The organism is Streptomyces koelreuteriae (genome assembly GCF_018604545.1).
GTDB classification, from domain to species: domain Bacteria; phylum Actinomycetota; class Actinomycetes; order Streptomycetales; family Streptomycetaceae; genus Streptomyces; species Streptomyces koelreuteriae.
This window is the reverse complement of sequence record NZ_CP075896.1, coordinates 7,556,255-7,570,749: the sequence shown is the minus strand read 5'-3', so window position 1 is coordinate 7,570,749 and position 14,495 is coordinate 7,556,255. Positions and strand designations below refer to the sequence as shown.

Below are 14,495 nucleotides of genomic sequence, written 5' to 3'. Positions count from 1 at the left end.
CCGTGAGGCCTCTGGCAGCAGGGGCTGGTGACTACTGCGAACGACTCGGACGACCCGCTCCGGCTGCTGACGAGGACGATGCTGCAGCAGAGGCCGTGAGGCCCGGCGCGGTTGAGGACACCGGAGGGCTGAAGGCCCGGGTTCTCGCCGACGTCGCCGCCAAGAGGGGGGTCCTGCGCTTCGTGGAGCGGATGCAGCGGGACGCAGAGCACGACGACTTCATGGTTCACGGCCCCGCCATGATCACGCTCTCTGCGACTGCGTTCCCGCTCCGCCACCTTGTCGCAGCGTACGCCGCACACCCCGACTTCCGACCTGAGTGGGAGCCGAACGAGGAGGAAGTCAGGCCGGACCCGAGGTTCGATCGCCCCGGCAGGGCATGAGTCTTGGACTCATCGGTCGATCCGCGGCCCTGAGCGTGTCTCGAAGTCCAGGGATACCGGACCGAACCGCGCGCCGAATCCGGGCTGCCGGGGCCCGGAGGCGGGGTGCTACGCACCGGTGCCACCGATGCGGCGGCGTACGAAGGCCGACAGCTGATCGACGGCCACGACAAGCACCATCACCACCAGCAGATGGGTGGCCATCTCGTCGAACCGGAACAGCTTGATGGACTTGTTGACGAGGAATCCGATGCCGCCGGCGCCGACCAGGCCGAGGACCAGGGACGAGCGGACGTTGACGTCGAATCTGTAGAGCAGCAGGCCCACGAACTGGGGCACAACCGCCGGCAGCACGGCGTGCGCGGCAACCTGCAGACTTGAGGCTCCATTGGCGCGCAGGGCGTCACGGGGCCCCTGGTCGATCTCCTCCATCGCCTCGGCCCACAGCTTGCCCATCACACCGGTGTTGTGGAACACGAGCGCCAGCACACCGGCGAACGGCCCCAGGCCCACCGCGGTCACGAACACCAGGGCGAAGACGACGTCGGGCACCGCGCGCAGGAAGGACAGCACCGACCGCGCGGCCTGGTACACCCAGCGGTTCGGCGCGGTCGTGCGAGCCGCCGCGAGAGCCAGGGCCAGGGCGAACGGCACCGACAGCGTGGTGCCGAGCAGCCCGATGTACAGCGTGACCAGTGCGGCGTCGATACTCGGCTTCAGCACCTCGGACCACGACAGATCCGGTGGCAGGGCCTGGCCGATGAAGTCGGCCATTCCGCGCCATCCCTGCGCCAGTGCCGTCGGCGAGAAGTCAGTGCCCCGCCACGCCAGGACATGGGCGACGACCAGGACGGCAGTGATCGTGAGCATCACCGGGGACGGCCATCGCCGTCGCGGCGGGGCCGGCCGCTCGGCGGGCGTGAGGACATCCGTGCTCATGTGGACTCCTGCCGGGAGATACGGCGGTCAGGGGCGTAGAGGGCGTCCAGGTCGGCCTCGCTCACCTGGTCGGCGGGCGCGTCGAGCGTCACTCGTCCGCCCAGCAGACCGACGATGCGGTCGGCGTGGCGGCGGGCCAGTCCGGGCTGGTGGAGTACGGCGGCGACGGCCAGGCCCTTCTCTCGGGCCAGGTCCGCCAGCAGGGCGACCACCTGTTCGGCCGCAGCCGGATCGAGGGCCGATACGGGCTCATCCGCGAGGACGATGTCAGCGCGCTGACACAACGCCCGCGCGATGGCGACTCGCTGCTGCTGCCCGCCGGACAACCGTCCGACCGGCTCGGCCGCGCGGTCGGCCAGGCCGACCCGGTGCAGGCACTCCATCGCCTCCTCCCGGAGCGCGGCCGGAAACAGCAGCGGAGTCAGGGAACATCGCAGCTTGAGACGGCCCAGCGCCCCGGCACAGACGTTGTCCAGCGCGGAACGGCGGCGGACCAAATGGATGTCCTGGAAGACCATGGCCGTGCGCCACCGCAGCCGTGCCCTTTCGGCGCCATGCAGTCCGCCGATCTCACGGCCGTGGATGGCGATGGAGCCGCCGTCCGGGGTCTCCAGCCCGATGATGCAGCGCAGCGCGGTGGACTTTCCCGAACCGTTGGCACCGAGCAGGCTGACGAACTCCCCTGCCCGCAGGTTCAGATCGACCGAATCCAGCACGGCCGTTCCGGAGAAGGACTTGCTCAGCCCGCGGACCACCAGCGGCGTGCCCGATGCCGTGGGCCGCTCCATGGCGGAACCCCCAGGCGAGCCGGGGACAGGCTTGACCGCCCCCTGAACCCCCCGGACGGCTGCTGGCGAGTACGGCGCGTCGTCGGTCGGCATGGCGATCAGACGTCCTTCTCGGTCAGGTCGAGGCCGGATGCGAGCGCGAACAGCGGCTTGTAGGTCTCCTTGGTGACGGCTACCAGCGGGCCGGGCGGGTTGATGTCGAGGAAGGCGCCGACCTCGGCGACAGCGTCGGGCTCGAGGTCGAGCAGAGCCTTCTTCACCGCGTCCTGGAACTTGGGGTCGAGTCTGTCCGAGACAGTGATCGGGTCGTTCGGGATGGGGGAAGAGGTCCAGATCCGGCGGTACTCGGAAGGGTCGAAGCTGCCCTCGGCCTTCGCTGTCTCCAGCTGTTGGCTGTTGATCTCCGCTGCGTCGACCTTGCCCTTGGTGAGGGCGAGCAGCGCCTCGGGGTGACCGCCCGCGTAGTTGATCTTCACCTTGTCGACGTTCGTGGTCTTCAGCGCGTACCGGGGCAAGGCGTCACCCGAGGTCGAGCCGGGGCTGGAGAGTGCGAGCGACTTGCCCTTGAGGTCCTTGAGAGACTTGACGGGCGAGTCGGCGGGGACCCAGATCCCCCCGGTGTACGTGCTCAGCGCGCCCTTGGCGTCCGCGAAGGAGACGAGGGCCCGCGCATTGGCCTTCTCGCTGGCGAAGACGTAGCCGAGGGGGCCGAACTGGGCGATCTCGAGCTGGCCGTTGCGCATGGCGAGCACCTCGGCGGAGTAGTCCTCCACGACCTTCAGTTCCACCGGGCAGTCCAGCTTGCTCTCCAGGGCCTTGGCCAGCACCTCGTAGGCAGGCGTGAGCTTGGCCGGGTCCTCGTAGGGCTCGATGCCGAAGCGGATCTTGCCGCCCGGGCAGGAAGCGGCGGCCTTGCCGGAGCCCTTGCCGCCGGACGGGTCGGTGCTGCAGCCGGCGCCGAGCAGGGCCAGGGCCGAGACGGCCGCGAGGGCCGTCAGGGAGCGCGTTGTGCGCATGGTCGTTCTCTCTTCCGGGGGAGGCGCCGGCCTCCGGGTGGAAGTCCGGCGCGGGTTCAACAGGGGCGGAACGGATGTAGGGGGTCGCGGTGGGAGTGGGGCGGAGGAGGCTGCGAGGCGGGCAGCCGCGCGCCGGTCAGCGCAGCAGGTCGTCGAGGACCTCCGGGGCCAGCCCGAGCGCGGTGGTCATGCCGATGCCGGCGGTCACGGAGACCACCCGGACGCCGGGCATGGGCGAGGCGATCAGGAACGGCCGGTCGGCGGCCGCGTAGACGCCGCGCCAGCGTTCCCGGACGGTGAGCCGCTCGACCCCCAGGAGACGCGCGGTCTCCTTGAGGACGTGCTGGTCGAGGGCCTCCGCGTTGAAGGGATCGAGCGTGGTCGCGTAGGTATGTGTGTCGCCGATGGTCAGGTCGCCGTCGGGCCGCTGGGTGAACATCAGGTTGAGCCCGATGTCGATCAGCTCGGGGTGGTCCGCTCCCAGCCGGTCCTGGACCTTCGCCCGGGTCGGGCAGACCCCGAAGCCGTCGTACCGCAGAAGCGAGAAACCGCTGAGCACCGCGGGGTCGATGGCCCGGCCGTGCGGGTCGGCGACACGGAGCATGTGCAGGGCGCAGCGCCGCACTCCGGCCTGCTCGGCGAGCTCCGGGAAGTGCCGGTCGACGTCGTGGCCGACGGCCACCACGGTGCGTCCGGCCCGGATCCGGCCCCTGCTGGTGCCCACCAGGTCCGGTTCGATGGTGTGCGCCGTGGTCGCCCAGTGGAAGCGGACGCCCTGGAGGGCGAGCCAGTCGGCGATCGCGTGGGCCGCCTGACGCGGGTCGACGCGGATGTCCATCGGGAGCCAGGCGCCCCCGAGAACCCCGTGGCCGACGGGCATCCGCCGGGCCACCCCCGCCGCGTCGAGCAGCACCACCTGGTCGCCGCCCCGGGCGGCTCGGAACTCCTCGAGCACGGCGTACTCGTCCTCGGCCCGGGCAACCACCACGGTGCCGCTTTCGCGCATCCTCAGTCCGGCCTCGTCGGCCAGTCGCAACCAGCGGCTCCGTGCCTCGAGCGCGTACCGCAGTGCGTCGCCGTCCTGCGCCGTGAAACAACCGTGCCCGAAGTTGCGCACCGATGCGCCGGTGGCTCGCTCGTCACGCTCGACGACGGCCACGGACATGCCGCGGCGCACCGCGTCCACGGCATGGGCGAGCCCCACGATGCCCGCGCCGACGACCACGAGGTCGGCGGAGCCGAGAGGCTGGTTCCACTGCTGCACACTTGTCATGACAAGTAAACTCGCGGACGCCGAATCAGCCGTCAAGACTCAAGGGTGTGCGGTCATCCACAGTTCACCGCGAGGTCATATTCGCAGTTCAGCGAGACTTCCTTGACACAGACAGCCTTTCCGGACCCCTCCACTACCTGTATGGTCAAGTGTCATGGACGGACCTCTGCACGGGCGCATCGCATCTGACCTGCGCCGCCGGATCGCTTCTCAGGAACTGCCACTCGGGGCACCGGTGCCTTCCGAATCACAGTTGTGCGAGCAATGGAACGCCTCCCGCGGTCCGGTCCGGCAAGCGCTCGCCACCCTGCGCGCGGAGGGTCTCATCGGCGGCGGCCGGGGCAAGCCGCCAGTGGTGCGCAGCCAGGTGGCGCCGCAGCCTTTCGAGACCTTCTGGTCGTTCTCGCGATGGGCCGAGGAGCTGGGCCGCACGCCGGGCCAGCGCACCCTCGAGGTCGCCCGCCGCCCGGCGTCGCCGGAGGCGGCCGACGCCCTCGAACTCGAGGAGGGCGAACCCGTCGTCCAACTCCTCCGGCTGCGGCTTCTTGACGGCGTGCCCGCGATGATCGAGAGAACCACATTCGTCTGGCCGGTCGGCCACCTGCTCTTCGACTTCGACTGCGACTCGGGGTCGATCTACGCCTACCTCAGCGGCCAGGGCGTGGACCTCAGCATGGCCCGTCATGTGATCGACGCGGTCGCCGCGGACAGCACCGACGCCTCACTGCTGACCACCCCTCAAGGAACCCCTCTGCTGCGGGAGCGCCGGCGCACCCGTTCCCTGACGGGCGAGGCCCTCGAGTACTCCGACGATCGCTACCGCCCGGACGTCGTGTCCTTCACCATCGAGAACTCCCAGCAGTCTCACCCTGCGCTGCTCCGCAGCCCCAACTGACCTTGAACACCGGGCCCTTGAGCACTCGGGGCCACCGCACTCCCCTGAGGACAACTCTAGTGTTCGAACTGGCCGTTCTGGATATAGCCGGCACCACCGTCGAGGAGCACGGCTGCGTGTACATCGCCCTCGAGGAGGCCGTGCGCGCCGCGGGGGCGAATCCCGGTCTCGCCGACATACAGCTCTGGATGGGCGCGGACAAACGCGAGGCCATCACCGAAATGCTGACCGACGCCTTCGGTACGGCGCCGGAGACCGCCGTGGTCGACACCGCGTACGCCGACTTCCGCCGCCGGCTGGAGGCCGCGTACGCCGAACGCCCGCCGACGCCCCTGCCAGGCGTCGCGGAGGCGATCGCCGCGCTGCGGGCGGCGGGAGTCAAGGTGGCACTCACCACCGGGTTCGACCGCGCGGTGACCGACGCACTGCTCGGCACGATCGGCTGGGACGAGACGGTGCTCGACGCCGTCGTCTGCGTGGACGACGTCCCGGCCGGCCGCCCCTACCCGTACATGATCTTCCGCGCGATGGAGAGGACCGGCGTCAGGGACGTCAGCAAGGTACTCACCGCCGGTGACACGGTCCGCGACCTCGACGCGGGCACGAACGCCGGCGCCGGCATGGTTGTCGGGGTACTCACGGGCGGCCTGGACGCCACGGCGCTCGGCAAGGTCCGCCACACGCACCTGCTGTCCAGCGTGGCGGACATACCCGCCCTGCTGTCCATCGGCGCACCCCGGCCGGTCGGCCGCTGACGGTGGAACTCCGACGGCCCTGGCGACACCCACACTCAAACAATTGCGATCACATATTCCCACTTTCAACGGCATTCCAGTGCCGCATGAACACTTCACCCCCACCTATTCCAACAGCATCAAACATGCCCTAACTTGAACGCACATCAGCAGCGCGGTCAGGTCGGACCGCGCGCGCGAAGGTCAGAGGAGACGCACTGTGCACTGCTCACCTCTTCGCAAGAGCCGGCTGAGATCACCAGGAGGGTTATGCGTTCTGGCCTTCACGGCCATGAGCCTGTCCCTCCCCGCCGCCCCATCCGCATCCGCTTCCGCTTCCGCTTCCGAGGCCTCCCCCGCATCGCACGCCCAGGGCGTCTCGCCCGGGCAGGACGGACTCGCGCAGACCCCGCCGATGGGTTTCAACAACTGGAACGCCACCCGCTGCGGCCCGGAGTTCAACGAGCAGCTGATCAAGAACACGGCCGACCTCTTCGTCTCCAAGGGACTGAAGGACGCCGGCTACGAGTACATCAACCTCGACGACTGCTGGGCACAGCCCCGGCGCGATCGGAACGGCAAGCTCGTCCCGGTACCCGAGCGCTTCCCGAACGGCATGAAGGCCCTCGCCGAATACGTCCACTCCAAGGGCCTGAAGATCGGCATCTACACCAGCGCGGGCACCAAGACCTGCGACCGCCCACGCGGCTTCCCCGGCGCCCTGGGCCACGAGAAGTCCGACGCCATGCAGTTCGCCGAGTGGGGCATCGACTACCTCAAGTACGACAACTGCAACAACAACGGCATCGACGCCAAGAAGCGCTACCAGGACATGGGCAACGCCCTGAAGGAGGCATCCGAGGCCACCGGCCACCCGATCGTCTACAGCGTCTGCGAATGGGGAGAGAACAAACCCTGGGAGTGGGCCAACGGCGTCGGCGGCCACCTCTGGCGCACGACCTACGACATCCTGGACAACTGGGATGCCATGCTCCGCAACGCCAAGCAGACCCTGCCACTGGCGCAGTACGCGGGTCCCGGCCGGTGGAACGACCCCGACATGCTGGAGGTCGGCAACGGCGGGATGACGGACACGGAGTACCGCACCCATTTCTCCCTCTGGTCGATCATGGCCGCGCCGCTGCTCATCGGCACCGATCTACGCAAGGCCACTCCCGCGACCTATGAGATCCTCGGCAACCGCGAGGTGATCGCCGTCGACCAGGACCCGCTGGGCGTCCAGGGATCGGTGGTCTCCTCCGAGGACGGTCGCTGGGTCATCTCCAAGGAGATGCAGGACGGCAGCCGCACCGTCGCCCTGTTCAACGAGAGCGACCGGCCTCAGCGCATCTCCACCTCCGCGGCCGAGATCGGGCTCGGCCAGGCCCAGGGGTACACGCTGCGCGACCTGTGGAAGCACCGCACCTACCAGTCCGGCGGAACCGTCTCGGCCACCGTCCCCGCGCACGGCACCGTGCTCTACCGCGTCTCCGCCGACCGGAACTGGAAGTCCTACCCGCCCGCGGCCGACCTCGTCCTCGACGGCACCACGATCGCCGAGCCGAACGCCCCGGCCAGGCTGAACAGTGTCTTCACCAACCTCGGCCGCGGCCAGGCCCGTTCGGTGTCGGTCGACGTCGATGCCCCGGAGGGCTGGCGCGTCACGCCCACCTCGAAGCCGTACGGAAAGCGGGTGCAACCGGGCCGGTCGCTGACCACGGGCTGGCAGCTCACCCCGCCCGTCGACGCGAAGCCCGGCGTGTACACGGTGAACGTGCGCGCCGCCTACCACTCGCCCAGGCGCGTCAAGGGTGTCCAGGACTCGTCCCTGGAAATCCACGTGGCCAAGGCACCACCGACCGGCAACAGCCATGCGAGCGACCTGGACTGGGTCAGCGCGCAGAACGGATTCGGGCCGGTGGAGAAGGACAAGAGCAACGGGAACCAACCACCCGGCGACGGCCGTACGCTGACCATCGGCGGCGTCACCTACGCCAAGGGCATCGGCGTCCACGCAGCGAGCGCGGTCACCTACTACACGGGCGGCCGGTGCTCCGCATTCAGCGCGCAGGTCGGCTTGGACGACGAGACCGGCCAGGCGGGCAGCGTCACCTTCGAGATCTGGGCCGACGGCAGGAAGGTGGCCTCGACAGGAACGGTGTCGGCGACGGACCCCGCCCGGACGATCTCCGCCGCGATCGACGGCGCCCACAGCGTCCGGCTCGTGGTGACCGACGCCGGTGACGGCATCCGCTTCGACCACGCCGACTGGGGCAACGCCGTCTTCCACTGCTGAGGCGCCCCGTCTTCGACGCCTGGGTCAGACGCCGGTCGCATGAGCCATCCGTTGTTCACGGCTCGGTCGGCTCACCCACACACCGCACCCATACGTTCTCACCAGACCCTCTTCCAACCGAGGAGTATCGTGAGCGCCTCTGCTCTGAGCACTCTCACCGCCGCCCTGTTGATGGTCACGGGCGTGTCCGCCGCCCCGCAGCCGGTCCCCGTCTCCGCTCGCGTGGAGACACCCGCCGTGTACGACGACGAGGCGGGCGGCAACGCCGACGCCGACGACCCGGCCGTCTGGGTCGACCCCGGCGATCCCGACCGCAGCCTCGTGATCAGCACCCTCAAGGAGGCCGGCCTCGACGTCTACGGACTCGACGGCCGGCGCCTGCAGCACATCACCGCGCCCGCGGCGCCCGGCGAGGACGCCGCCCCGGGCCGCTTCAACAACGTCGACGTGGTCTACGGCTTCTCACTGGACGGCAAGAAGACCGATCTGGCCCTGGTCAGCGACCGCGGCCGGGACCGGGTGCGGGCCTACGCCATCGACCCGGCCGCCGTCGCCGCGGGAACGCCGCCGTTGAAGGACGTGACGGCGGCGGACATCGCGCCGGTCTTCGCCACGAGCGAGGCCGAGGTCGACGACCAGCGCACCGCCTACGGACTGGCCGCCTTCAGCGACGACGACCACGCGTACGCGGTGGTGTCCCGCCGTTCGGAGACCCGGGTACGGCTGCTGCAACTGGAGGACCACGACGGGCGCGTCGGCTACAAGACCGAGGACACGCTCGACCTTCCGCGGTCCTTCACCCTGCCCGACGGCGGGAAATGGACGCCGTGCGCCGACCCCGGAGACCACGCCCAGGTCGAGGGCATGGTCGTCGACCAGGAGGAACACGTGCTGTACGCGGCCCAGGAGGACGTCGGGCTGTGGCGGATCGGCCTCGACGACGAGGAGTTCGAGCGGCCGAAGCTGATCGACCGGGTGCGGGAGTACGGCACGCCGTGGACCTATCACACGGAGACGGAGGAGTGCGTCCTCGACACCGCGAACGACCCGGGCTTCGGCGGTGAACACCTGAGCGCCGACGCCGAGGGCGCCACGATCTACCACGCCGACGACGGCACGGGATATCTGCTCGCCTCCAGCCAGGGCGACAACACCTTCGCCGTGTACGAGCGCCAGGGCCGCAACGCCTACCTCGGCTCCTTCGCCGTCACCGACGGCGCCGCCACCGACGGGGTGCAGCAATCCGACGGGGCCACCGTGGTCAACGTGCCGCTGGGGCAGACCTTCCCCCAGGGCCTGCTCGTGACCCATGACGGCGAGGCCACACCCGCCGACGGGGACCGGGAGGGCACCGACTTCAAGTTCACCGGCTGGGAGTCGGTGGCCACCGCCTTCCCGAAGCCGCTGACCGTCGACACCGAGTCGTTCGACCCGCGCGACACGGACTGACCCACCGGCCCGAGGCTCGCCCGGATCAGACCATGACGATCCGGGCGAGCCGCCAGCAGGAGCGGCCTCGGGCGCCGGATGGAGGCGGACGCGGTGCATGCCCACAGGCCGGAGGTACGATCCTTCGCCGGGGGGGGACTGTGATCCGCATTCTGCTGGCCGAAGACATGCACATGATCCGTGGGGCGCTGGCAGCCCTGCTGGGCCTGGAGCCGGACATGGAGGTCGTGGCCGAGGTGGCACGTGGGGACGCCGTCGTCCCCGCCGCTCTCGCCCACCACCCCACCGTCGCGGTACTCGACCTGGAAATGCCCGGCGCCGACGGACTGTCCGCCGCCCGCGACCTCGGAGCCGCGCTTCCTGACTGCCGGATCCTCATCCTCACCGCCTTGGGCCGGCCCGAGGCACTGAGGTCGGCTCTCGCCGCCCAGGTGGGCGGGTTCGTGCTCAAGGACGCCCAGCCGGATCAGCTGGCCGCCGCGATCCGCAGCGTGGCGGACGGGGAGCATGTCATCGATCCAAGGCTGGCCGCCGCGGCGCTCACCGCCAAGGTGAACCCGCTCACCCCACGCGAGACCGATGTGCTGCGGCTGGCTGCCGCCGGGGCCGAACTCTACGAGATCGCCCGCGAGTTACACCTCTCGCAGGGCACCGTACGGAACTATCTCGGTGCGGCCGTCACCAAGCTCGATGCCCGCAACCGGCTCGACGCGGTGCGGATCGCCCGGGAGCAGGGCTGGTTGGAGTGACACGGAGTCACCCGCCGACGGGGACCGGAGCGGATTCCAGACGGACGGTCACCACGTAGCCGCGGCCGTGCGGGGCCGGTCCGGCCTCCAGGATCCCGCCGAGCGCGGTCGCGCGCTCACGTAGATTCCTCAGTCCGTTGCCGCCGGTACCCGCTCCGTCGCCCTCTCCCCGTGACGGTGGGGGAACCACGCGGCCGTCGTCCGCCACCCGCAGCAGCCCGGGGCCGAAGTACACCTCGCACCGGCGCGCTCCCGCCGCGTGTCGCAGCACGTTCGTCACCGCCTCGCGCAACACCGTCGCGAACAGTGCTTCCGACACCTCCTCCACCTCGTCCGCCCCGCCCCGGACCCGCACGGCGATGCCCGCGGCGGCCAGTACGTCCCGGGCGGAGGCCACTTCCTCGGCCAGCGAGATCTCCAAGCCCTCCCCCGGGATCGCCCGAAGGTCCGTCAGCGCCTGGTCCGCCAGCGCCGCCGCATCGGCGAGGTGCCGGCCGGCCCGCTCCCGGTCAGGGTCGCGGAGCGCCAGTTCGCCCTTCAGGGCGATCGCCGACAGCCCGTAGCCCAGCAGGTCGTGGACGTCCCGGGCGATGCGCCGGCGTTCTCGCGCCACGGCCAGCGACGCCAGCGCTCCGCGAGCCTCCCGCACCTGACGGACCAGGCCGCTGAGCAGGGCAAGGCCGTAGAAGACCGAAGCGATCACCACGATGTCCAGCAGGAGGACAGCGGTGCCATGAGCCCCGGGCCCGTCCGTCCTCAGCAGCATCGCGATCGCCGCCAGCGCGGTCAGCGCCCCGGCCGCCGGCCAGGCGGTGCGCCCGGGGAGGACGATCAGCACCGAGGCGGCCACGAACCCCACCGGCTGGGGGTACGGACCGTCCGGAGCGGCCAGCACGCCCAGGGCGACAGTGAGTTGCACACCCAGGGTCCACGCGACGTACGGGGGACGCACACCGGGCGGACGCGGCAGGGAGTGGTACGCCTGGAGTCCGACCACGGCCGCCAAGGCGGCCGCGTACCCGGCGACCCGCCCGCCCGGCATCCCGGCACCGAGCAGGAAGACAGTGCCCACGATCAGATACTCGACGTGGGTGGCGACCACGATGGGCCACACCAGCCGGGAGGCCAGGGCACAGCCGGGGGCGTCCGTCCCGGCGGCCGACTGTGCGGGCGGCGCGGCTCGTACGCGCTCCGTCGCAGCCCGCGCGACCGCCACGAGTTCCCGCGCCGCCCGCGTACCCTGCCCGGCCAGCCGGGTGATCTCCGCCAGGGCCGCTCCCAGTACCGCGTCCAGGTCCCGCCCGGCACGCTCCCGCTCGGCCGCGACCCGGGCCTGCGCCAATGCGCCACGCGTGGCGCGGAGTTCGGTGTAGAGGTCGGTGAGCCGGGTCAGCGCGTAGAGGACCAGTCCGTGGGCGAGGGCATTCCCGATGCCGTTGAGAACGGAATGGACGCTGCCGTCGCCGGATGAGAGCGGCCCCGCCGCCAGCACGACGACCGCGAACAGGGCCCATCGCAGGCGCCGTTCGAAGACCAGCAGCACGGAGGCGCCCAGGAAGCCGGGCAGCCCGGACCAGGGCATCAGCAGGACCTGTGCGGCGAGGGCCCAGGCCCCGCGCAGCCGCCGCGTCGAAGGCAGGCAGATGGCCAACTGGAGCAGCAGCATCGGCACGGCGGCCGGGCGCGGCAGGACGACAGCGGGCTCGAAGGCGAAGCCGAGAATGACGACGACGAGGATCACCGATACGACCGCCGGCGTCGGACCGTCATCGGCGTCGGCGCCTGAGCCGACGTCTGAGCCGGCATCCGTACCGGTGAAAGTCCTCCGCGCGGTGCCCCTGGGCCTGGTCCCCCGCCCGCACCGAAATGCCCAGCCCCACCCGTTCATGAGGTCACGTTAGACGCACGCCGGTGCACCGCACCCGCCCCACCCATGTGAAATACACATCGCCAGATGCGCCTCGCACTGCCGCCGCCCCGTTCCCGAACGAGATCGTCGACGCATGCGTACGACGTCGATACGGACCCTCACCACGATGGCAGCCGCCCTCACGATCGCCTCCGCCGCGCTGCTCTCCGTCGCGGCCCCCGCTCACGCGGCGGCTCCGCCCCGTCTCGAGTCCCTCGTCGACGCCGCCGTCGCCGACTTCCTGGAAGACGACCGCATCCCCGGCGCGGCCGTCACCGTCGTGGCCGGCGGCCGGACCGTCCTGGCCAAGGGCTATGGCGTCGCCGACGTCCGCACCCGGACCCCGGTCGACCCGCAGCGCACCGGTTTCTTCCTCGGCTCACTCGCCAAGCTGTTCACGGCGCAGGCGGCCTCCCAGCTCGTCGCCGAGGGGAAGGTCGACCCGAAGGCGGACGTCAACGACCACCTCCGTGCGGTCACCGTCCCCGACACCTACCCAGGGCGCCCCGTCACCCTGGACCAACTGCTCACCCACACCGGGGGCTTCGACAGTGACCTCGTCGGCCGGAACAGGACCCGAGCGAAGGACGTCGAACCGCTCGCCGAAAGCCTTGTGACACGCCGCCCGCCCCGGGTCCGTGCCCCGGGCACGACCGCCGCCTACGACAACTACGGCTACGCGCTCACGGGCCAGCTCGTCGCCGATGTCTCCGGCCGGTCCTTCCCCGCCTATGTCGACGAGCACATTCTGGGGCCCCTGGGCATGACCGGTTCCACGTTCGCCCAGCCGCCGCCGGCCTCGATCGCCGCCGGTCTCGCCCGCGGCTACCGCCCCAACGGCACGTCCGGCTGGACGGAGGACGAGGGCCAGTACGGTGCGTGGAGCCCGTCCGGGCCCGGTGCGGTCAGCACCGCCGTAGACATGGGCCGCTGGATGACGGGGCAGCTCACCGACGACACGACGGCGAACGGCCTCATGCAGCGGGTCCACTACCGGCAGGATCCCCGTATGCCCGGCCTGGGCTACGGATTCGAGGAGTGGCGGCGCGGCGGGCGCACCGGTTGGTTCAAGGACGGCGACATCCCCGGCTTCCACTCCAACCTGCTGCTCGTCCCCGCCCGCGACGTGGGGGTGTTCGTCGTCTTCAACGGCGACGGCAGGGACGGACGCGCCTCCTGGGACGGCAAGGACCTGATCGACCGGATCGTGGACGTCCTCGTCCCGGACAACCCCGCACCCGCCGCCCCGGGCGCCGTGACCGATCCGTCCCTCGCCTCGTACCCGGGCACCTACCGCCCGGGCCGGGTCAGCCGCACCGGTCTCATGGCGTTGGAGGGCCTGGTCGCGAGTGTCACCGTCCGGGAGGACGGCGAGAACGGGCTGCGCACCACCGGGCTCTCCCTCGACCCCGACCAGCCGGAACAGCGCTGGCTCGCGCTCGGCGACGGCCTGTTCCAGGAGCGCGGCGGAAGCGCGACGCTTGCCTTCACCCGGGGCGGCGTGCTCGTCTCGTCGGCAGTGCCGTCGAGCACATACGCGAAGCTGACCTGGCACCAGTCCCCGTCCCTGCACCTCGGACTGCTCGCTGCCGGCACGGGCACGCTGATACTCGCCGCGATCGCCCTTCCCGTCATCGCCCTGGTACGGCGGCTTCGGGGCCGAACCCCGCACCCTCCCGCGGCACGGGTCGCACGCGCCACGGCCTCGGCGACCGGGCTGATCGCGGCCGCGTTCACGGCCGCACTCGCCGCGGTCGTCCGGGACGGCAACGCGATGATGGAAGCCGTGCTGCTGGGACCCCCGCTGCTGTCCATCGTGACGATGCTGGGAACGGCACTCGTGCTGCTGGCACTGGGTGTGGTGGCGGGGGCGATCGCGGCCTGGTTCCGCGGCTGGTGGAACGTGTCCGGCCGCATCCTGTTCACCCTCACGGCGATGGCCGCGGTCGCGATGGCGAGCATGCTGCTCCAGTACCGCCTGGTGGGCGGCCCGTTCGTCTGACCTGCCGGTGAACTCCCGGCCCGTGCGTGCCCGGCCGGTCCTCAACCCATCTCCGACCCGTA

The 14,495-nt window shown here is 70.7% G+C and carries 12 protein-coding genes; 7 read left to right on the top strand and 5 right to left on the bottom strand.

Translation table 11 applies throughout. The features are described from left to right. Positions 1 to 2 precede the first annotated feature (2 nt). Positions 3 to 383, top strand: coding sequence for a DUF6221 family protein (locus KJK29_RS34150; RefSeq protein ID WP_255961318.1), 381 nt, complete (start codon positions 3 to 5; stop codon positions 381 to 383). A 108-nt stretch (positions 384 to 491) separates the two neighbouring features. On the opposite strand, the gene phnE is transcribed toward KJK29_RS34150, so the two are convergent. From phnE to KJK29_RS34130, 4 genes are all read right to left on the bottom strand, one after another. Next, a complete protein-coding gene (phnE, locus tag KJK29_RS34145; protein WP_215123033.1) occupies positions 492 to 1,322 on the bottom strand; it encodes a phosphonate ABC transporter, permease protein PhnE in 831 nt (276 codons plus the stop codon). Continuing rightward, positions 1,319 to 2,110: a phosphonate ABC transporter ATP-binding protein gene (locus KJK29_RS34140; RefSeq protein ID WP_215123032.1), complete on the bottom strand. Its 792-nt coding sequence runs from the start codon at positions 2,108 to 2,110 to the stop codon at positions 1,319 to 1,321. The genes phnE and KJK29_RS34140 overlap by 4 nt, the downstream gene beginning before the upstream one ends. A gap of 98 nt (positions 2,111 to 2,208) precedes the next feature. Continuing rightward, on the bottom strand, positions 2,209 to 3,126 hold the full coding sequence (locus tag KJK29_RS34135) for a phosphate/phosphite/phosphonate ABC transporter substrate-binding protein (RefSeq protein WP_215123031.1): 918 nt from the start codon (positions 3,124 to 3,126) through the stop codon (positions 2,209 to 2,211). A gap of 136 nt (positions 3,127 to 3,262) precedes the next feature. Further along, a complete protein-coding gene (locus KJK29_RS34130) occupies positions 3,263 to 4,399 on the bottom strand; it encodes a TIGR03364 family FAD-dependent oxidoreductase (protein ID WP_215123030.1) in 1,137 nt (378 codons plus the stop codon). A 154-nt stretch (positions 4,400 to 4,553) separates the two neighbouring features. Between KJK29_RS34130 and KJK29_RS34125 the strand changes: the two genes are divergently transcribed. The 5 genes from KJK29_RS34125 to KJK29_RS34105 all read left to right on the top strand — a co-directional run bounded on the left by KJK29_RS34125 (position 4,554) and on the right by KJK29_RS34105 (position 10,522). Continuing rightward, entirely contained in the window at positions 4,554 to 5,294 is a 741-nt protein-coding gene (locus KJK29_RS34125) for a GntR family transcriptional regulator (RefSeq protein ID WP_215123029.1), read from the top strand. Positions 5,295 to 5,353: 59 nt separating this feature from the next. Then, positions 5,354 to 6,049: a phosphonatase-like hydrolase gene (locus KJK29_RS34120; RefSeq protein WP_215123028.1), complete on the top strand. Its 696-nt coding sequence runs from the start codon at positions 5,354 to 5,356 to the stop codon at positions 6,047 to 6,049. 271 nt (positions 6,050 to 6,320) lie between these two features. Next, complete coding sequence (locus KJK29_RS34115; RefSeq protein WP_215123027.1) at positions 6,321 to 8,324, top strand: NPCBM/NEW2 domain-containing protein; 2,004 nt, start codon at positions 6,321 to 6,323, stop codon at positions 8,322 to 8,324. A 129-nt stretch (positions 8,325 to 8,453) separates the two neighbouring features. Continuing rightward, on the top strand, positions 8,454 to 9,773 hold the full coding sequence (locus KJK29_RS34110) for a phytase (RefSeq protein WP_251058002.1): 1,320 nt from the start codon (positions 8,454 to 8,456) through the stop codon (positions 9,771 to 9,773). Between the two features lie 140 nt (positions 9,774 to 9,913). Continuing rightward, positions 9,914 to 10,522: a response regulator transcription factor gene (locus tag KJK29_RS34105; RefSeq protein ID WP_215123025.1), complete on the top strand. Its 609-nt coding sequence runs from the start codon at positions 9,914 to 9,916 to the stop codon at positions 10,520 to 10,522. A gap of 7 nt (positions 10,523 to 10,529) precedes the next feature. Here the strand turns inward: KJK29_RS34105 and KJK29_RS34100 are convergent, their stop codons facing one another. Next, a complete protein-coding gene (locus KJK29_RS34100; protein WP_215123024.1) occupies positions 10,530 to 12,263 on the bottom strand; it encodes a sensor histidine kinase in 1,734 nt (577 codons plus the stop codon). Between the two features lie 262 nt (positions 12,264 to 12,525). On the opposite strand from KJK29_RS34100, the gene KJK29_RS34095 reads away from it, so the two are divergent. Continuing rightward, positions 12,526 to 14,433 carry a serine hydrolase domain-containing protein gene (locus KJK29_RS34095; RefSeq protein ID WP_215123023.1) on the top strand — a complete coding sequence of 636 codons (1,908 nt, stop codon included), beginning with the start codon at positions 12,526 to 12,528 and terminating at the stop codon, positions 14,431 to 14,433. The last annotated feature ends 62 nt before the right edge of the window (positions 14,434 to 14,495 follow it).